We start from the raw sequence: 18028 nt of genomic DNA on the forward strand, positions 1-18028 counted from the left end.
TTTACAATAAATCTGCTGCTAGTTGAGCTAAATTAGATTGCTCTCCTTTAACAAACTTCACATGACCACTAATACGCTGTTCTTTAAACTTCTCTACAACATACGTTAAGCCATTATTATATTCATCTAAATATGGGTGATCAATTTGCTGAGGATCTCCCATCAATACAATCTTACTCTTTTCCCCTACCCTAGTTAATATCGTTTTCACTTCATGCTTTGTTAAATTTTGTGCTTCGTCAATGATAATGAACTGATCTGGAATACTTCTCCCGCGTATATAAGTAAGGGCTTCTACTTCAATCGAACCCATTCCCGCTAGAATAGCATCTAACTCTCCTGGCTTTTTCGTATTAAATAAATACTCTAGGTTATCAAAAATTGGCTGCATCCATGGTCTTAATTTTTCTTCTTTTTCTCCTGGTAAATAACCGATATCTTTTCCGACTGGAACAATTGGTCTTGCCACAAGTAATTTTTTATATAACCCTAAGTCTTCTGTTTGCATAAGTCCCGAAGCTAACGCAAGTAACGTTTTTCCTGTGCCGGCTTTCCCCGTTAACGTTACAAGCGGAATATCTTCACGAAGCAACAATTCTAATCCCATAATTTGCTGCACGTTTCGTGGTCGTATCCCCCACACTTGTTCATTGTGAAAAATAAGTTTCTTTACCTTCTTCCCTAAGTGATCCACAATGCCAAGCGCAGAACTAGAGCCCCCTAATGCATCTTTCATTACTACAAATTGATTTGGGTAAAAAGGATGATTCGCAATTTCAGATAGAGGCAATTCACCTTTCTCATAAAAATAATCCAATTGTTCTTTTGATATATATCCTTCTAAAAAACCAGAATATATATTTTCTACTTCAATTACGCGATCACTTAAATAATCTTCAGCCTTCAAACCAATTGCATCAGCTTTTACCCTTACGAGTACATCTTTACTTACTAAAATAACAGACTTCCCGTCCTCTTTTTCCTGTTCTTCTAAAGATAGATTTTTTGCTACAGCTAAAATTCGATTATCATTTGTTTTTTCTACAAAAATATCTTGTAGTTGCACAAATGAACGATGGTTCAATTCAATACGAAATGTTCCGCCGTTTTCTAGCGGGATACTTTCATGCAGCTTTCCTATTTCACGAAATTTATCTATTAACTTAGATACATAACGAGCGTTTCTTCCTACTTCATCCATATAACGTTTTTTCGAATCAACCTCTTCTAATACAACTGCTGGAATCACTACTTCATTGGTTTCAAATGAAAAAATAGATAAAGGATCCTGCAAAAGTACATTCGTATCTAACACATAAATTTTATCCAACCTGTTACCCCCTGACTCCACTTTTAAATTTGTAGAACAAGGGTTTCATCCATAAAATATGGACGAACCATTGTTATAATTATATGTACCGTGTAAACGAGGTAGAATCGAAAATCATAGTCATTAAACCTTTTATTTATTCTTTATTCATTTCTATTCAATATATTACTTTTTATTATAATTATTAACGTTAAATCACAATAACCGACTACAAAAGTGAATAAACGAATTTCTTATTTAGCATCTTTATAATTCTCTTATCCCTACTAAGACTTCGTTATCCAGCTTTTTCGCTGCCCGAAGATCATATGTTTTTTCATATGTTGGTTCAATTGCAAGTTTCGCTCCATAAAACATAACATCACGCACTTCTTGCACCTTTACTTCTATTACAGTTAATTTTAGAGAAATACCTTCCATTCTATCTGTCAAAATTTCACCTGCACCACTTATAGAAAATACGGATTCATTCGCCATTATAGTCAATACCACACCTGTATTATGACGTATATTTTCCACAATACGTGAACGTTGATCTACTGCAAATCGAATACTAGTTTTACTCACTGCATACACCCAAGAAATAGCACTTACGTTAGGAACTTGTTTTTCGAAATCTGTCGTTGCTATCATAACAATACACTCTTTACGCAACGTTTGTACTAAATCCTCTGTTAAGGTAGGCTCTACTACATTCGCCATATTTTCACCTCCAAATATACTTGGTATATCCTTATCATAACTTATTTTTTGAATTGCGAAAATATTATTTTTTCCCACTATTATTCAAAAACATTATACTTCCATGATATACTTATACTGATAGAATTCGTATTGAGGTGACGAAATGAGAGTCAAATGTATGATTTGTGATAAAAAAGATATGTTAGATGATGAAAATCCTATGGCAAAAAAACTGCGTAATCGCCCTATTCATACATATATGTGCATGGAATGTTCGGAACGAATTGCAGAGCGTACAATGGAACGTCATGCAAGTGGTAATTTCCGATTATATCGTGATAAAAAAATCGAAGATGATTGGTAAAATGTAAATAAGTCCTTACTCATATAGATAAGGACTTATTTATATTTTTCTGGTTCACGATTCATCTGATCCAAAAAACAATCAATGGCTTCTAACGGAAACCTTGCAGATTTCCGTTCTCCATTTATTTCATATGTAATTAAATACATTTCCTCGTTCTTTTCGACTTCCACATTTCTTAATTTATGTTCTTCATATACCATATTTTGAAATAACAAATATGTTTCTTTTGCAGCACTATCATCTGGACGTGCTTCCGCAACTGTTTTAATTGTTAACCAATTATATAGTGCATCTTGCACTGAACGCATGAAAACTCCCCTTTCTTATCCTGCTTTTTGTTGTTTCGCTTGACGCAAACGCAGTCTATAAATTCCAAGTACAATTGCTGCTACAACAAGTCCTTCTCCAACAGGTAAAAACACAGCAAAAAAGGTTAATACTGTGCATCCAATTGCTAATGATATGTATATCACAATATTTTTTAGTACAGACAACTTTCTAGCAAACCCTAAATTATAAACGAGAGCACTTAATATAATAATCGTCCCATAAAGTAACCACATTCCTAACTCTGGATTTTCATCTACCTTACACAATTTTGCAAAAAAAGACATCCTTTCTAACACACTCTTCCCCCCTAGCAGTAAAATGCAATTTTCTTTATACACTTAATACAAGAGTAACTCGCAAAAAAAATACTGTCCACAAAAAAGAGTAAATATTCTAAAAAATAAACAAAATAAAAAAACAACGCCCTTTATAAAGGGCGTTGTTTTTTTATTTTTACGCTTCAACAGATTTCTTTTTCTTAGCAGCTCTTTCGCGCTCACTCTTATCAAGAATCTTTTTACGTAGACGAATTGATTCTGGAGTTACTTCACAGAACTCGTCATCGTTTAAGTACTCTAATGATTCTTCTAAAGTCATTAGGCGTGGTTTCTTCATTGTTGAAGTTTGATCTTTCGTCGCAGAACGAATGTTAGTTTGTTGTTTCATTTTCACAACGTTAACTGTTAAGTCGTTCTCACGAGTGTGTTCTCCGACAATCATACCAGCATATACTTCTGTACCTGGTTCAACGAAGATTACACCACGGTCTTCAACTTGCATAATACCGTATTGTGATGCTTTTCCTGTTTCAAGTGAAACTAGAACACCTTGGCGACGTCCACCAACTTGTCCAGCGTGTACTGGTTGGTAGCAATCGAATGTATGGTTTAAAATACCGTAACCACGAGTTAATGTTAAGAATTCTGTTGTGTAACCAATTAAACCACGTGCTGGAACCATGAAAGTAAGGCGAACTTGACCGTTTCCGTTATTCACCATATCTAACATTTCACCTTTACGTGCACCCATAGATTCCATAATAGAACCAGTGTATTCTTCAGGTACATCGATTTGTACGCGCTCTACAGGCTCACATCTTACGCCATCAACTTCTTTAATGATTACTTCTGGCTTAGATACTTGTAATTCATAACCTTCACGACGCATGTTTTCAATTAAGATAGATAAATGTAGTTCCCCACGTCCAGATACGATCCACGCATCAGGAGAATCTGTATTATCTACACGTAAACTTACATCTGTTTCTAATTGTGAACGAAGACGCTCTTCAATTTTACGAGATGTAATGTATTTACCTTCACGACCTGCAAATGGGCTGTTATTTACAAGGAACGTCATTTGTAGTGTTGGCTCATCAATACGTAATAATGGTAACGCATCTTGATGTTCAACTGGACATACTGTTTCACCTACGTTAATGTCTTCCATACCAGAAACGGCTACTAAGTCCCCTGCTTTTGCTTCTTCAATTTCTTGACGTTTTAATCCCATGTAACCGAATAATTTCGTTACGCGGAATTGCTTCACGCTTCCGTCTACTTTCATTAAAGCAACTTGTTGTCCAACCTTCATTGTACCGCGGAATACGCGACCAACTCCAATACGTCCAACGTAGTCGTTGTAATCAAGAAGTGCTACTTGGAATTGAAGTGGCTCTTCGCTGTTATCAATTGGTGCTGGAATATGTTCGATAATTGTATCGAATAATGATTTCATATTCTCTTCTTGATTTGCTGGATTTGAATCTAAGCTTGCTGTTCCGTTCATTGCTGATGCAAATACAACTGGGAACTCTAATTGATCTTCGTTTGCACCAAGCTCAATGAATAAGTCGATTACTTCATCAACTACTTCATCTGGACGAGCGAAGTCACGGTCAATTTTGTTTACAACTACGATTGGAGTTAAGTTTTGCTCAAGAGCTTTCTTTAAAACAAATCGTGTTTGTGGCATACAACCTTCATATGCATCAACAACAAGTAAAACACCATCAACCATTTTCATGATACGTTCTACTTCTCCACCGAAGTCAGCGTGACCAGGTGTATCTAAAATGTTAATTCTTTTATCTTCATAGTGAATCGCTGTATTTTTCGCTAAAATTGTAATACCGCGTTCTCTTTCTAGATCATTTGAATCCATTGCGCGTTCTTCAACGTGTTCGTTCGCACGGAAAGTCCCCGCTTGACGTAATAACTGGTCAACAAGTGTTGTTTTACCATGGTCAACGTGGGCAATAATTGCTATATTACGTAAATCTTGTCGTTTTTTCAACATGTCCAACTCCTAATGTCTTTTTAATCCTTCTCTATTATAAGAGCGAAGGGGATACAATAGCAATTAAAATAAAAGCAAGAATGAAAATATAGTTGTATTCTTACTTTTGTGAAAGTAAAATGAGATTGGAGGGTGAAGAAATGGAACACATTCAATATCGCTTTTTATTAACTGCAATTATCGGTGTTATTTTCTTAATCGGTATCGGCATTATGATTGCTGAAAATAGTCCAATCGGTATTATTATTTGCATTATCGGCACATTTGTTACAGTTGGATACGGTTTTGTAACAAAAAGAAAAATGCGCAAATCACAATAACGCTAAAAAGTAAGAAGCTTATACACAGCCTCTTACTTTTTTTGTTGCTCTCATATAAACGATAACACTTCTTCATACACTCCTGGTTTTGCAACTAACACACTGCTCTTCTCTATGATAGAAAGTGGCGCTCCAGAGAATGTCGTCACCTTACCTCCAACTTCTTCTACAATTATCTGCCCTCCGCCAAAATCCCATGGTGATAATCTCGGCGTTACATATGCATCTATTCTTCCTGTTGCAACGTATACCATCTCTAACGCTGCACAGCCATATGACCTTGTGCCCCTTGCTTTCTTAACAAGTGCCATCATACTTTCCATATTAAGCAATGGATTATCTGTAAGCCATATCGCATTTAAAGCTACAATACCTTGCTCTACAGTTCCTTTTTCCAATGGAGGAATTGATATATCATTACAAAAAGCTCCAGATCCCTTGACTGCATGATATAGTTCATCATGCACTGGATCATATATAAGTCCAATCTTTCCGATACCGTTCTCATAAATCCCAATTGAAATCGCAAAATTTCTTTTTTGATGAACAAAGTTCATCGTGCCGTCAATTGGATCAATTAACCAAACAACCCCGTCAGAAGACGTTATCTCGTCTCCATAACCCTCTTCTCCTAAAATATTATGATTCGGGAATGTTTCTTTAATTTTCCCAATTAAAAACTGTTCTATCTCTCGGTCCATATTTGTAACTAAGTCAGCTGCATTTGATTTTGTTTCTATAATAAGTGCTTTTTTCATTGATGCCATTAAATGCTCTCCTGCATCCCGAATCCACCGTTTGGCGTGTGCATCGATGTCTTTCCATACTTCTTGCATGTTTAAACACTCCGATCTATACTGTTCACAGAAAAAACGAACCCTTTATAAGGTTCGCACCAACTAATTTTTTATACATATACTATTATTACGCTTCTAAACGAATCATTTCAAGTCTTAACACTTCTAACTTTTGTACACACTCTTCTTTTTTCTGGTTATCATCTTCCATCATCGCATCATATAAAGTTGCTAATTCATAATCTAGCTCCAAACGTAGCACCGGTATTCTCTTTTCAGCATCTGTTCTCTTTAACGCATTAATCACCTGTCTCATATTATTTGCCTCCTCCCAATATTCGTCTGCCCTCGGACTAGAATTAATTCAATTTTCTGATTTTTTGTTTTATACTATACTATGTTGGATAAATCATCTATGCAACAAAATTATATTTTTTTATTTAAATTTTTTTGTGCTGTTTTTTTTATGAATAGTACAAGCTATGCTAAAATAAAAGCAAAATAGGAGTTGGAGGAACAATCATGACAATTCAAACATTCAAGTCAACTGATTTTGATGTCTTTACAGTTGATGGTCTCGAAGAACGAATGAGTGCAATTAAAACGAACATTCATCCTAAGCTAGAAGCTTTAGGGGAACAATTTGCAGAATACTTATCCAAACAAACTGATGAGAACTTTTTTTATCATGTTGCAAAACACGCACGCCGCAAAGTCAATCCACCAAACGATACTTGGGTTGCTTTTTCAACAAATAAACGAGGATATAAAATGCTACCGCATTTCCAAATCGGCTTATGGGGTACTCATGCCTTCATATACTTTGGTTTAATCTATGAGTGTCCACAAAAAGTTGAGACGGCTCATGCCTTCTTAGAACATTTAAATGATTTAAAAACAAATATTCCAAATGACTTCGTTTGGTCCATTGACCATACTAAACCAAGTGTGAAATTACATAAAACACTTGAAACCGAAGACTTACAAAAGATGATTGAACGATTAGCTACTGTAAAAAAAGCAGAATTATTAGTTGGTATTCATATATCACCAGAGGAGTTTTCAGCAATGACCAACGAACAATTCCTTGCTAAGATTGAATCTACGATGCAATCACTCCTTCCTTTATATGCACTTTGTAATCGATAGTAGAAAACGGACAATTTATATTGTCCGTTTTTAGTTGTTATCACATTATATCACTTCAGTTTTTATTTTTCAAAATATTTTTTACATTTTTACAAGCTTTTGTTCTTCGACTTCTTTTGCCCTTTGAATAGCACGATATATAGAGTATCCACTTACTTCTTGAAATTCTTTATCAATTTTCTTTTCTTCTGCTTTCGATGGAACAATCTCTTTAAAACGACGATATAAACCCATTAACTCTTCTCTTATAATTCCTTTTTCATAAGCTTTCTCAATCGCTTCATAAAACTTCACCATTGTAACCATTTCCTCATTTGACCAATCATAATCTAACGGATATTGATATTCCATTTCGCACCTCATTTATCATTTCTTCTTGTTTCATTATGCTATCTTAAAGAGAATATTTTATTCTTCATTATAGCCACTCTGCATTATACACTATTTATTCATTTTAATGGAATTGTCTTCCTCTATTCATTAGTTGAGGCTAACTATTAAACATACTCACCTTAAAAAGATTTTTTTCTATACATCTATAATTATTGGTGATATAATGCTTTTGTTTTATAGAAAATAAAGTGAAGCTACCATCTCAAAAACGATTTTTTGAATGGCAGAAAAACAAGCCTTATTCTAAAAAGGGCTACACTTTTTTAGAGCAGGATTATATAAAACAAATTACACTAAATATTATGAAGAAGAAGGGGTGTATAGATTGTCCCAATACGAAACACCATTGTTTACCGCTTTAGTTGAGCACAGTAAGCGAAATCCAATTCAATTCCATATTCCTGGTCATAAAAAAGGACAAGGCATGGATCCTACATTTCGCGAATTTATTGGGCATAATGCATTAGCAATTGATTTAATTAATATTGCGCCACTCGATGATTTACATCATCCAAAAGGTATGATTAAAGAAGCACAAGATTTAGCAGCAGCCGCATTCGGTGCAGATCATACTTTCTTTTCTATTCAAGGTACAAGTGGCGCTATTATGACAATGGTGATGAGCGTTTGCGGTCCTGGTGACAAAATCCTAGTACCACGAAACGTGCATAAATCAGTAATGTCAGCTATTATTTTCTCAGGTGCAAAACCGATTTTCATGCATCCTGAAATCGATCCGAAGCTCGGTATTTCTCATGGAATCACAATTCAATCTGTCAAAAAAGCACTTGAAGAGCACTCAGATGCAAAGGGCTTACTTGTTATTAACCCAACGTACTTTGGGTTTGCTGCAGACTTAGAACAGATTGTACAATTAGCACATTCTTATGACATCCCTGTACTAGTCGACGAAGCTCATGGTGTTCATATTCATTTTCACGATGAATTACCTATGTCAGCGATGCAAGCTGGTGCGGATATGGCAGCAACAAGTGTTCACAAATTAGGAGGCTCTTTAACTCAAAGTTCTATTCTTAATGTGAAAGAAGGCTTAGTGAATGTAAAGCATGTCCAATCTATTATTAGCATGCTTACAACTACATCAACTTCTTACATCTTGTTAGCATCCCTTGATGTTGCGAGAAAACGTCTTGCTACAGAAGGAACAGCACTCATAGAACAAACAATACAATTAGCTGAGCATGTTCGTGATGCTATAAATTCTATTGAGCATCTTTACTGTCCTGGAAAAGAAATGTTAGGTACAGATGCTACCTTTAACTATGATCCTACAAAGATAATTGTATCTGTAAAAGATCTAGGTATTACCGGCCACCAAGCTGAAGTATGGCTTAGAGAGCAATATAACATTGAAGTAGAACTCTCAGATCTATACAACATACTATGTCTTATCACTTTGGGAGATACAGAAAGTGATACAAATACACTTATTGCAGCATTACAAGATTTAGCAGCAACATTTAGAAATAGGGCAGATAAAGGTGTTCAAGTACAAGTAGAGATTCCAGAAATTCCAGTGCTAGCACTTTCTCCTCGAGATGCTTTTTATTCGGAAACAGAAGTCATTCCATTTGAAAATGCAGCGGGTCGTATTATAGCTGATTTTGTTATGGTTTATCCGCCAGGGATTCCAATCTTTACTCCGGGGGAAATTATTACACAAGAAAACTTAGAGTATATTCGTAAAAACTTAGAAGCAGGTTTACCTGTACAAGGTCCTGAAGATATGACATTACAAACATTACGTGTTATTAAAGAGTACAAGCCTATCAGTTGATAGGCTTTTTTTTCACCTTTTTTCCTTTTCTTCATACGATACTTAAGAATGTAACGTATAGGTGGGGATACTATTATGATTGTAATAGGCCGTTCTATTGTACATCCTTATATTACAAATGAATATGAGCCATTTGCAGCAGAGAAACAACAAATTTTATCAATAATGGCAGGAAATCAAGAAGTTTATTCCTTCCGAACAGCTGATGAACTCAGCTTTGATCTCAATTTACGAGTTAATATTATTATCTCTGCACTAGAGCTTTTTCAAAGTGGATTTCAGTTTCGTACATTTCAACAATCCTTTTGCAACCCCCAGTATTGGAAAAGAACGTCTCTTGGGGGATTCGAGCTTCTTCCAAACATACCACCTTCTATTGCCATACAGGATATTTTCAAAAACGGAAAACTATATGGAACTGAATGCGCAACCGCTATGATCATTATTTTTTATAAAGCTTTACTATCATTGTATGAGGAAGAAACTTTCAATCGTCTATTTGCAAACCTTTTACTTTATACATGGGACTACGACCAAGATCTAAGGCTTATAACAAAAAACGGTGGCGATCTTGTTCCAGGTGACCTCGTTTACTTTAAAAACCCACAAGTAAATCCAGCTACGATTGAATGGCAAGGAGAAAATACAATCTATTTAGGAAATTTCTTTTTTTACGGGCATGGCGTAGGTGTAAAAACAAAAGAAGAAATTATTTATTCATTAAATGAACGACGAGTCCCTTACGCTTTTATTTCAGCTTTCTTGACCGATACTATTACCCGTATCGATAGTCGTATAATGAGCCAATACGCTTCTTCTAGTACACCACAGACCTCCATAAGCTTTATTCCGATTAGGGATGATGCAATCGTTGCAACAGTTGGTCATACAACTACAATTTATTAAAAAAGCGCCTACACATGTAGGCGCTTTTTCTTATTATTAAGCTTTTGTATGTTCTTTATGGTCACATTCGCAATGAGATCCACATTTCCCGTATAGTACTGTTGATTTTTCATCTTCAAAATGTCCAATTGTTCCTTCACATACTTGGCATACGATTGTTCCCATTTTCATTTCCCCCTGAGTTTCAATAGTAATCTATTTATTTATCATTAAGCTTTCGCATTATCTTTTCTAGCACAGTCACAATTTGTTCCGCATTTTCCGTAAAGTACCGTCGTTTTCTCATCTTCAAAATGTCCGATTGTTCCTTCACATACTTGGCATACGATTGTTCCCATTTTTCATTTCCCCCTAAGTTTATGGTCCTAAAAACTTTTAGCTGTCCATTTCCTATCAATTATTGGGCTTTTGTATGCTCTGTGTGATCACATCCGCAAGATCCACATTTCCCGTAAAGTACCGTTACTTTCTCATCTTCGAAGTGTGCAATTGTACCTTCACAATCTTGACATACGATTGTTCCCATTTTTCATTTCCCCCTAAGTTTATAATCCCAAAAACTTTTTGTAACCGCTTAACTTTCTGTCTTTATTTTAATATGTTATACTTTTTACGTCAATAGGTTTTTAGTATAACACATTAAATATTTTAAATTTAAATTAGTATGCGATATTCAAATAAAAAACAGCCATATTTATAAGTACGACTGTTTCACATTAATTATTCTTCATATTCCGCATGTAAAGAAGTTGACGGAACTAGAAATTTGAAAAACTGAGCTAACTCCTTTGCTTCCTCTTCTGATCCTAATTTAAAAATCTCCTGTATATATTGAACATTCTCTACATCATCTCGTCCGAGTAAAGTAGACCTTCCTGTTTGCATACAAACAATGAGCGGCTTTCCAAAAAACATATTTGTATAAATAACACCAAAATCATAACGTGTATCATGTGTCATAAACCCTAAAAATCGTACCTTCACACTTTCATGCTCATCATACAATTTTTCAAACATTGGTTTCCACCTTTCTACATCACGTTTCATTAATAGTATATTAAACAAAACATGTAATACTCCTTTTAATTGTCAAAAAATTCAGTAGGATGTAGAATGATAGTATTCTACTAAGTTAGGGGGAACTTATATGCAACACGCCTTTATTACGCTTGTACCGAAATCCAACCAACAATCAGTTTCAATAGATGATATAAAACAACTTTTTCATTATTATAAAACAGTTACTTCTAAAACTGGTGCCCAAATTAATTACACGTATACAAATACCGCTTTTCCTTATGAAATTTTAGATACATCTACAACAACATTAAAACTTCAATCCAATCACGACCGGTATGACTCAATTTATATTGGTGTTGGTATAGAAAATGAACAATCTTTCATCCAAGTTTCTTTACCACCTAATGCAACATTTGGTGACAAAGGGAAAGCAAATGAATTTTGCCGTTTTTTAGCGAAGAAATTAGAAGGAGAGTTACAATTATTTAATGGAAGAACAATGTATTTTTATAAACGCTAATTTAAAAAATAGATAATATGATTAAAAATAATATACAATTCGAACATGTAAGAAATAAAGCTTGCTTTCTTACGTGCAATACAAAATATGCTATTACATAGGCTAAATATAGAAATACGAAAAAAAGAATAACTTTATAATGAAACTTATCACCATTCGATAATGTTAATACAGTGGAAAAGCCACTCCATAGTAGTAAATGATAAAATATAACATGTAATATTTTCATGGAACCTTCTCCTTTGACATGCTCTATTTTATTAATATATGGGGTTACGTTTGAATCAATTACATATTATAGGATGATATATATTACCTTTGAAGTAAGTTAAGCCGGAATCATTTGTTAAAGTATTATATATTCATTCGACAAGTACGTTTAAAGACCTTGCAAGTCATTTGATGAAAATAAAAATAGCCCCTCTCTTACAATAAGAGAAGGGCTATTTACATTACTTAAATTATTTTACAATGTGAATTGGCATTCCAAGAGCAACTTCAGCTGCTTCCATTGTGATTTCACCTAATGTTGGGTGAGCATGGATTGTTTGAGCGATATCTTCAGCTGTCATTCCAGCTTCGATAGCTAAACCAATCTCAGAGATAATATCAGAAGCACCTGCACCTGCAACTTGAGCACCTACAAGAAGACCATCTTCTTTACGTGTTACAAGTTGTAAGAAACCGTCAGTGCTGTTTAATGATAATGCACGACCGTTAGCAGCGAATGGGAACTTAGATACAGTCACAGTCATTCCAGCTTCTTCAGCTTGTTTTTTAGTGTAACCAACAGATGCTAATTCTGGATCAGTGAAGCATACTGCAGGAATTCCGATGTAATCGATAGCTGATGCATGGCCACTAATTGCTTCTACAGCTACTTTACCTTCGTAAGAAGCTTTGTGAGCTAATGGTGGTCCAGGAACGATATCACCGATTGCATAGATGTTTGGTACATTTGTACGACATTGCTCATCGATTTCGATGATGCCGCGGTCAGTCATTTTAACTCCAACTTGCTCAAGACCGATTTCTTGAGTGTTTGGACGACGACCTACAGTTACTAATACGTAATCTGCTTCTACAGTTTGGATTTCACCTTTAACCTCAAAGCTAACTTTTACGCCAGTTTCTGTCTCTTCAACGCCTTTAGCCATAGCTTTTGTATGGATATTTACGTTACCTTTTTTCTGTAGAGCGCGTTTAACAACAGAGCTCATAGCTTTTTCGAAACCAGCTAAGATTTCGTCGCCAGCTTCTACTACAGTAACTTCTGTACCGAAGTTAGCATATGCAGTACCTAATTCCATACCGATGTAACCGCCGCCGATTACAACAAGTTTTTTAGGAATTTCAGGTAAGCTTAAAGCACCTGTAGAGTTGATAACACGTTTAGAGTATTTGAATCCTGGAATTTCGATTGGTGTAGAACCAGTTGCAAGAACAGCATTTTTAAACGTATAAGTTTGAGCTGCATCTTCAGTCATAACGCGTAATGTATTAGCATCTACGAAGTAAGCTTCACCGCGAATGATTTCAACTTTGTTACCTTTAAGAAGGCCTTCAACACCGCCAGTTAATTTCTTAACTACGCCGTTTTTCCATTCTTGAACTTTTGTAAAGTCAACTTTTACGTTTTCTGCAGTAATACCCATGTCATCAGAATGCATTGCATTCTCATAACGATGACCTGCATTGATTAACGCTTTTGAAGGAATACATCCAACGTTTAAGCATACGCCACCAAGGTTAGCTTTTTCAATGATTGCTACCTTTTGACCTAATTGTGCTGCACGAATTGCCGCAACGTATCCACCAGGACCTGCACCAACAACGACTGTATCTAATTCAATTGGGAAATCTCCTACTACCATTGTTATTACGCCTCCATTACTAATAATTGTGGGTCATTCAATAGACGTTTAATTTGGTTTAACGCTTTTTGAGCAGTTGCACCGTCAATTAAACGATGGTCAAAGCTTAGAGATAATGCTAATACTGGAGCTGCAACGATCTCACCGTTTTTCACAACTGGTTTTTCAGCGATACGGCCGATACCAAGGATTGCTACTTCTGGGTGGTTGATAACTGGAGTGAACCATTGTCCACCTGCAGAACCAATGTTTGTAATTGTGCAAGAAGCACCTTTCATTTCAGCTGGAGCTAGACGACCTTCACGTGCTTTACCAGCAAGATCATTGATCTCGTTAGAGATTGTGAAGATAGACTTACGATCTGTATCTTTAACAACTGGTACTAATAGACCTTTGTCTGTATCAGCTGCGATACCGATATTGAAGTAATGTTTATGAACTACTTCTTGAGATGCATCGTCTAAAGAAGTGTTTAACATTGGGTATTCACGTAATGCAGATGTTAAAGCTTTAACAACGTACGGAAGGTAAGTTAATTTAATACCTTTGTCAGCTGCTACTGCTTTGAACTTCTTACGGTGAGCAACAAGTTCTGTTACATCTACTTCGTCCATTAATGTTACGTGAGGAGCTGTGTGTTTAGAGTTAACCATTGCTTTCGCAATCGCTTTACGGATACCACTCATTTTCTCACGAGTTTCTGGATATTCACCAGCTGGGATTGGTTGTGCTTTTGGTGCTTCTTCTTTCGCTGCTGCTGGAGTAGCTTCTACTGCTGCTGGAGCCTCAGTTGCTGCTACAGTTTGTCCACCATTTGCAAATGCATCGATGTCAGCTTTTACGATACGGCCATTCTTACCAGTACCAGCTACTTTATGAATGTCTACGCCTTTTTCACGAGCGTATTTACGAACAGATGGCATAGCGATTACGCGCTCATTTACTACTTCTGCAGTTGCTGCTGGAGTAGCTTCCGCTGCTGGAGCTTCTACTGCTGCTTCTTCAGCTTTTGGAGCTTCATCATGATCGTCACCTTTAAATTTAAGGTTTTCGTATCCAGGAGCATCAAATTTAATTAATGTATCTCCTACGATTGCAACTGTTCCTTCTTCTACAAGTACTTCAAGTACTTTACCTTTAACAGGAGAAGGGATTTCTACTACTGCTTTATCATTTTGTACTTCAAGAAGTACATCGTCTTCGTTTACTTCATCGCCTGGTTTAATAAACCATTTTACGATTTCACCTTCGTGGATACCTTCACCGATATCTGGTAGTTTAAATTCAAATGCCACGGAATTCAGCCCCCTGATTCATTTCATTATTATGGAATATGTGCAAAAGAAACCAGCATGTGCTGATTTCTTTTGCACATGAAAAGCTAAAAATTAGAAGTTCATTACTTTGTTTACAGCTTCAACAATATCTTTGTGGTTTGGTAACCATACGCTCTCTGCTTGAGAGAATGGGAATACTGTATCAGCAGCTGCAACACGTACAACTGGAGCTTCTAAGTTTAAGATTGCACGGTCGTTAATTTCCGCTACAACGTTAGCTGCAATACCAGCTTGTTTTTGAGCTTCTTGAACTACAACTACGCGACCTGTTTTTTCAACAGAAGCGATGATTGTTTCGATATCTAATGGTTGAACTGTACGTAAGTCAACAACCTCTAAAGAGATACCTTCTTTTTCAAGTTCTTCAGCAGCTTTTAATGCAGCGTGAACCATAGCACCGTAAGCGATAACAGATACATCTGTACCTTCACGTTTGATATCAGCTTTACCTAAATCAATTGTGTAATCACCTTCTGGTACCTCTTGACGGAATGAACGGTACAATTTCATATGCTCTAAGTAGATAACTGGATCGTTGTCACGAATCGCAGAGATTAAAAGACCTTTAGCATCGTATGGAGTAGATGGAATAACAACTTTTAGACCAGGTTGTTGAGCCACTAATCCTTCTAAGCTATCAGCATGAAGTTCAGGAGTATGAACACCACCACCGAATGGAGAACGAACTGTTACTGGAGCAGTCCAACGTCCACCAGAACGGTAACGCATACGAGCTAATTGACCAGAAATTGAATCCATTACTTCATAAACGAAACCGAAGAATTGGATTTCTGGAACTGGACGGAATCCTTCAAGTGCAAGACCAACTGCAAGTCCACCAATACCAGACTCTGCAAGTGGAGTATCCATTACACGATCTTCACCAAATTCAGCTTGTAAACCTTCAGTAGCACGGAATACACCGCCGTTTACACCAACGTCTTCACCAAATACAAGTACGTTAGGGTCATTTTTCATTTCAACGCGTAAAGCATCAGTGATTGCTTGAATCATTGTCATTTGAGCCATGGCTTACTTCGACTCCTTTTCTTTGTAGATTTCATATTGTTCAGCTAAGTTGTAAGGCATTTTTTCGTACATGATTTCCATTAAATCAGTTACTTTTTGTTTTGGAGCTTGGTCAGCCTTAGCAATTGCTTGTTTGATATCTTCTTTTGCTTCTTCGATTACTGTCTCTTCAACTTCTTGAGACCATAGGCCTTTAGCTTCTAAGAACTTACGGAAGCGTACGATTGGGTCTTTTTGTTCCCATTCGTTTTCGATATCTTTTGTACGGTAACGAGTTGGGTCATCACCAGCCATTGTATGTGGACCGTAACGGAATGTTAAAGTCTCGATTAAAGTAGGGCCTTCGCCATTTACTGCGCGCTCACGAGCGAAAGCAGTTGCTGCGTATACAGCTAATGGATCCATACCGTCTACTTGAATTCCGTAAATACCTGCTGCTACTGCTTTTTGTGCTACAGTTTTAGCTGCAGATTGCTTTTCTACTGGAGTAGAGATTGCATAACGGTTGTTTTGAACAACGAAGATTGCTGGAGCTTTGAATGCACCTGCAAAGTTCATACCTTCGTAGAAGTCACCTTGTGAAGCACCACCGTCACCAGTGTAAGTAATTGCAACAGATTTTTTACCACGTAGTTTCATACCTAACGCAACACCAGCAGTTTGGATGATTTGCGCACCGATAATGATCTGTGGAGCTAATGCATTTACATTCTCAGGCATTTGGTTACCCATGAAGTGTCCACGAGAGAATAAGAATGCTTGGTATAATGGTAATCCGTGCCATACTAATTGTGGTACATCACGGTATCCTGGTAAGATGAAGTCTTCTGCTTCAAGTGCGAAATGACTTGCTAATTGAGAAGCTTCTTGTCCAGCTGTAGGTGCGTAGAAACCTAAACGTCCTTGACGGTTTAAAGAAATAGAACGTTGATCTAATACGCGAGTATACACCATACGACGCATTAATTCTTTTAATTGATCATCAGATAATTCAGGCATAGCTGCTTCATTCACAACTTCACCGTTTTCATTTAAAATTTGTAATGTTTCAAATTGAGCTGCGATAGCTTTCATTTGCTCATCAACATTAAATAGGGTCTTTTTTGTTTTAGTACCCATTCCGTTCACCTCTTCCTCTCTTGAACCATATTCTGAAACGCTTTCACTGGCTATTTTCCAGTTTAAAAAGCGCAACGATGTAAACCAACATGTTTGTATGTCGGTTGAGAATAATTTTGTGTACCTAACAATCTGTACTAATGTTTTTTCAGAAACATATTAATACAATCTTGATCACGTTTTTTAGTTTACAACTATTCTAATTACGATGTCAATTACTTTGAATACGTTTTTTTATAAATAATATGCAGGTTTCTACTACACAAACGTGTTTTTATTTTTTACATCTGTATTAGTAAGCATTGACCTACTGTTATATTATTCCCTTTTTCACTTATTTTTTCTCTTAGAATAATATGTAAACGATTTAATTCTCTTTAGTTTTTCTCTCTTCGTAACAAAAATATACAAACTACTCTTCCTTTTTTAGGTAAATACCTATACATTTCTACCCTCTCTTCCATACATTATAGTAACCGCAGTATTAGCGGGAAATGATAAAGGAGGTCATCTCATGTACGGATACTCATATTGCTATCCAACTTGTTCATATCCTTCCTACGGTTATGGCGGTTCTTGTGGCGGGTCTGGACGCGGCTTCGCCTTAATCGTTGTGTTGTTTATTCTTTTAATTATCGTTGGTGCTGCTTGCATTCGCTAATTGTAAAACGAAACAACTATGGAAAGAAAAAGACGGCTTTGCCGTCTTTTTCTGTTTATCACATACATAACTACTCTATAATAGAACGATTTCCAA

General features: G+C 36.2%; 24 protein-coding genes. 7 read left to right on the top strand and 17 right to left on the bottom strand.

From position 1 onward, the window contains the following. Nucleotide 1 precedes the first annotated feature (1 nt). The gene (locus NST90_RS18560) at nt 2–1330 is read right to left on the bottom strand and encodes a PhoH family protein (protein ID WP_283748078.1); all 1329 of its coding nucleotides are present in this window, start codon (nt 1328–1330) and stop codon (nt 2–4) included. Between the two features lie 246 nt (nt 1331–1576). Then, nucleotides 1577–2032 carry a pyridoxamine 5'-phosphate oxidase family protein gene (locus NST90_RS18565; RefSeq protein WP_000024596.1) on the bottom strand — a complete coding sequence of 152 codons (456 nt, stop codon included), beginning with the start codon at nt 2030–2032 and terminating at the stop codon, nt 1577–1579. Between the two features lie 145 nt (nt 2033–2177). Here NST90_RS18565 and NST90_RS18570 point away from each other — a divergent pair, with 145 nt between their 5' ends. Beyond that, entirely contained in the window at nt 2178–2378 is a 201-nt protein-coding gene (locus NST90_RS18570) for a YlaI family protein (RefSeq protein WP_002082250.1), read from the top strand. Between the two features lie 35 nt (nt 2379–2413). Here the strand turns inward: NST90_RS18570 and NST90_RS18575 are convergent, their stop codons facing one another. The 3 genes from NST90_RS18575 to typA all read right to left on the bottom strand — a co-directional run bounded on the left by NST90_RS18575 (nt 2414) and on the right by typA (nt 5009). Further along, on the bottom strand, nt 2414–2689 hold the full coding sequence (locus NST90_RS18575) for a hypothetical protein (RefSeq protein ID WP_001258151.1): 276 nt from the start codon (nt 2687–2689) through the stop codon (nt 2414–2416). Between the two features lie 15 nt (nt 2690–2704). Further along, nucleotides 2705–3007, bottom strand: a complete 303-nt coding sequence (locus NST90_RS18580) for a YlaH-like family protein (protein WP_000893662.1) — start codon at nt 3005–3007, stop codon at nt 2705–2707. A 157-nt stretch (nt 3008–3164) separates the two neighbouring features. After that, nucleotides 3165–5009, bottom strand: a complete 1845-nt coding sequence (gene typA / locus NST90_RS18585) for a translational GTPase TypA (protein WP_000914762.1) — start codon at nt 5007–5009, stop codon at nt 3165–3167. A gap of 140 nt (nt 5010–5149) precedes the next feature. On the opposite strand from typA, the gene NST90_RS18590 reads away from it, so the two are divergent. Then, a complete protein-coding gene (locus NST90_RS18590; protein ID WP_000400127.1) occupies nt 5150–5329 on the top strand; it encodes a DUF5325 family protein in 180 nt (59 codons plus the stop codon). Nucleotides 5330–5379: 50 nt separating this feature from the next. On the opposite strand, the gene NST90_RS18595 is transcribed toward NST90_RS18590, so the two are convergent. Together NST90_RS18595 and NST90_RS18600 are read right to left on the bottom strand one after the other, a co-directional pair. Continuing rightward, nucleotides 5380–6165 (bottom strand): inositol monophosphatase family protein, encoded by a 786-nt coding sequence (locus NST90_RS18595; protein ID WP_001158701.1) that lies wholly within the window; start codon nt 6163–6165, stop codon nt 5380–5382. A gap of 88 nt (nt 6166–6253) precedes the next feature. Then, on the bottom strand, nt 6254–6442 hold the full coding sequence (locus tag NST90_RS18600) for a hypothetical protein (protein WP_001250165.1): 189 nt from the start codon (nt 6440–6442) through the stop codon (nt 6254–6256). Nucleotides 6443–6648: 206 nt separating this feature from the next. Here NST90_RS18600 and NST90_RS18605 point away from each other — a divergent pair, with 206 nt between their 5' ends. Then, the gene (locus NST90_RS18605) at nt 6649–7275 is read left to right on the top strand and encodes a DUF1054 domain-containing protein (protein WP_000155317.1); all 627 of its coding nucleotides are present in this window, start codon (nt 6649–6651) and stop codon (nt 7273–7275) included. Between the two features lie 81 nt (nt 7276–7356). On the opposite strand, the gene NST90_RS18610 is transcribed toward NST90_RS18605, so the two are convergent. Continuing rightward, a complete protein-coding gene (locus NST90_RS18610; protein ID WP_000456562.1) occupies nt 7357–7626 on the bottom strand; it encodes a UPF0223 family protein in 270 nt (89 codons plus the stop codon). Between the two features lie 367 nt (nt 7627–7993). On the opposite strand from NST90_RS18610, the gene speA reads away from it, so the two are divergent. Both speA and NST90_RS18620 read left to right on the top strand, forming a co-directional pair. Then, complete coding sequence (speA, locus tag NST90_RS18615) at nt 7994–9466, top strand: arginine decarboxylase (RefSeq protein ID WP_000084899.1); 1473 nt, start codon at nt 7994–7996, stop codon at nt 9464–9466. A 75-nt stretch (nt 9467–9541) separates the two neighbouring features. Beyond that, entirely contained in the window at nt 9542–10372 is an 831-nt protein-coding gene (locus tag NST90_RS18620) for a protein-glutamine gamma-glutamyltransferase (RefSeq protein WP_000635337.1), read from the top strand. Nucleotides 10373–10408: 36 nt separating this feature from the next. Here NST90_RS18620 and NST90_RS18625 read toward each other — a convergent pair whose 3' ends face one another. The 4 genes from NST90_RS18625 to NST90_RS18640 form a co-directional block, all read right to left on the bottom strand. After that, a complete protein-coding gene (locus tag NST90_RS18625) occupies nt 10409–10537 on the bottom strand; it encodes a GapA-binding peptide SR1P (RefSeq protein ID WP_000536796.1) in 129 nt (42 codons plus the stop codon). A gap of 44 nt (nt 10538–10581) precedes the next feature. Next, nucleotides 10582–10710 carry a GapA-binding peptide SR1P gene (locus NST90_RS18630; RefSeq protein WP_000536803.1) on the bottom strand — a complete coding sequence of 43 codons (129 nt, stop codon included), beginning with the start codon at nt 10708–10710 and terminating at the stop codon, nt 10582–10584. A gap of 59 nt (nt 10711–10769) precedes the next feature. Beyond that, nucleotides 10770–10898 carry a GapA-binding peptide SR1P gene (locus NST90_RS18635; RefSeq protein WP_000536778.1) on the bottom strand — a complete coding sequence of 43 codons (129 nt, stop codon included), beginning with the start codon at nt 10896–10898 and terminating at the stop codon, nt 10770–10772. Nucleotides 10899–11092: 194 nt separating this feature from the next. Further along, nucleotides 11093–11389 carry a DUF3055 domain-containing protein gene (locus NST90_RS18640; protein WP_000462038.1) on the bottom strand — a complete coding sequence of 99 codons (297 nt, stop codon included), beginning with the start codon at nt 11387–11389 and terminating at the stop codon, nt 11093–11095. Between the two features lie 130 nt (nt 11390–11519). Between NST90_RS18640 and NST90_RS18645 the strand changes: the two genes are divergently transcribed. Beyond that, nucleotides 11520–11912, top strand: a complete 393-nt coding sequence (locus tag NST90_RS18645; RefSeq protein WP_001163299.1) for a DUF1885 family protein — start codon at nt 11520–11522, stop codon at nt 11910–11912. A gap of 1 nt (nt 11913) precedes the next feature. Here NST90_RS18645 and NST90_RS18650 read toward each other — a convergent pair whose 3' ends face one another. From NST90_RS18650 to pdhA, 5 genes are all read right to left on the bottom strand, one after another. Beyond that, nucleotides 11914–12141: a hypothetical protein gene (locus NST90_RS18650; protein WP_000697469.1), complete on the bottom strand. Its 228-nt coding sequence runs from the start codon at nt 12139–12141 to the stop codon at nt 11914–11916. 232 nt (nt 12142–12373) lie between these two features. After that, nucleotides 12374–13786 carry a dihydrolipoyl dehydrogenase gene (gene lpdA / locus NST90_RS18655; protein WP_000260104.1) on the bottom strand — a complete coding sequence of 471 codons (1413 nt, stop codon included), beginning with the start codon at nt 13784–13786 and terminating at the stop codon, nt 12374–12376. A 5-nt stretch (nt 13787–13791) separates the two neighbouring features. Then, nucleotides 13792–15081 carry a pyruvate dehydrogenase complex dihydrolipoyllysine-residue acetyltransferase gene (gene pdhC / locus NST90_RS18660; RefSeq protein WP_000863419.1) on the bottom strand — a complete coding sequence of 430 codons (1290 nt, stop codon included), beginning with the start codon at nt 15079–15081 and terminating at the stop codon, nt 13792–13794. Between the two features lie 93 nt (nt 15082–15174). Next, entirely contained in the window at nt 15175–16152 is a 978-nt protein-coding gene (gene pdhB, locus NST90_RS18665) for a pyruvate dehydrogenase complex E1 component subunit beta (RefSeq protein ID WP_000068168.1), read from the bottom strand. A 3-nt stretch (nt 16153–16155) separates the two neighbouring features. Further along, entirely contained in the window at nt 16156–17271 is a 1116-nt protein-coding gene (gene pdhA, locus NST90_RS18670) for a pyruvate dehydrogenase E1 component subunit alpha (protein WP_000536895.1), read from the bottom strand. A 514-nt stretch (nt 17272–17785) separates the two neighbouring features. On the opposite strand from pdhA, the gene NST90_RS18675 reads away from it, so the two are divergent. Then, nucleotides 17786–17932, top strand: a complete 147-nt coding sequence (locus NST90_RS18675) for a YjcZ family sporulation protein (RefSeq protein WP_000274562.1) — start codon at nt 17786–17788, stop codon at nt 17930–17932. Nucleotides 17933–18028 lie beyond the last annotated feature (96 nt).

The sequence above is a fragment of the Bacillus sp. FSL E2-8900 genome, from assembly GCF_037966225.1.
GTDB classification, from domain to species: Bacteria; Bacillota; Bacilli; order Bacillales; family Bacillaceae_G; genus Bacillus_A; species Bacillus_A cereus.

Bases quoted from the DNA above. Each gene is read 5' to 3' on its own strand.
- NST90_RS18565 (WP_000024596.1), bottom strand. From the start codon at position 2,032: ATGGCGAATGTAGTAGAGCCTACCTTAACAGAGGATTTAGTACAAACG.
- NST90_RS18570 (WP_002082250.1), top strand. From the start codon at position 2,178: ATGAGAGTCAAATGTATGATTTGTGATAAAAAAGATATGTTAGATGAT.
- NST90_RS18575 (WP_001258151.1), bottom strand. From the start codon at position 2,689: ATGCGTTCAGTGCAAGATGCACTATATAATTGGTTAACAATTAAAACA.
- typA (WP_000914762.1), bottom strand. From the start codon at position 5,009: ATGTTGAAAAAACGACAAGATTTACGTAATATAGCAATTATTGCCCAC.
- NST90_RS18590 (WP_000400127.1), top strand. From the start codon at position 5,150: ATGGAACACATTCAATATCGCTTTTTATTAACTGCAATTATCGGTGTT.
- NST90_RS18595 (WP_001158701.1), bottom strand. From the start codon at position 6,165: ATGCAAGAAGTATGGAAAGACATCGATGCACACGCCAAACGGTGGATT.
- NST90_RS18600 (WP_001250165.1), bottom strand. From the start codon at position 6,442: ATGAGACAGGTGATTAATGCGTTAAAGAGAACAGATGCTGAAAAGAGA.
- NST90_RS18605 (WP_000155317.1), top strand. From the start codon at position 6,649: ATGACAATTCAAACATTCAAGTCAACTGATTTTGATGTCTTTACAGTT.
- NST90_RS18610 (WP_000456562.1), bottom strand. From the start codon at position 7,626: ATGGAATATCAATATCCGTTAGATTATGATTGGTCAAATGAGGAAATG.
- NST90_RS18620 (WP_000635337.1), top strand. From the start codon at position 9,542: ATGATTGTAATAGGCCGTTCTATTGTACATCCTTATATTACAAATGAA.
- NST90_RS18625 (WP_000536796.1), bottom strand. From the start codon at position 10,537: ATGGGAACAATCGTATGCCAAGTATGTGAAGGAACAATTGGACATTTT.
- NST90_RS18630 (WP_000536803.1), bottom strand. From the start codon at position 10,710: ATGGGAACAATCGTATGCCAAGTATGTGAAGGAACAATCGGACATTTT.
- NST90_RS18635 (WP_000536778.1), bottom strand. From the start codon at position 10,898: ATGGGAACAATCGTATGTCAAGATTGTGAAGGTACAATTGCACACTTC.
- NST90_RS18640 (WP_000462038.1), bottom strand. From the start codon at position 11,389: ATGTTTGAAAAATTGTATGATGAGCATGAAAGTGTGAAGGTACGATTT.
- NST90_RS18645 (WP_001163299.1), top strand. From the start codon at position 11,520: ATGCAACACGCCTTTATTACGCTTGTACCGAAATCCAACCAACAATCA.
- NST90_RS18650 (WP_000697469.1), bottom strand. From the start codon at position 12,141: ATGAAAATATTACATGTTATATTTTATCATTTACTACTATGGAGTGGC.
- lpdA (WP_000260104.1), bottom strand. From the start codon at position 13,786: ATGGTAGTAGGAGATTTCCCAATTGAATTAGATACAGTCGTTGTTGGT.
- pdhB (WP_000068168.1), bottom strand. From the start codon at position 16,152: ATGGCTCAAATGACAATGATTCAAGCAATCACTGATGCTTTACGCGTT.
- pdhA (WP_000536895.1), bottom strand. From the start codon at position 17,271: ATGGGTACTAAAACAAAAAAGACCCTATTTAATGTTGATGAGCAAATG.
- NST90_RS18675 (WP_000274562.1), top strand. From the start codon at position 17,786: ATGTACGGATACTCATATTGCTATCCAACTTGTTCATATCCTTCCTAC.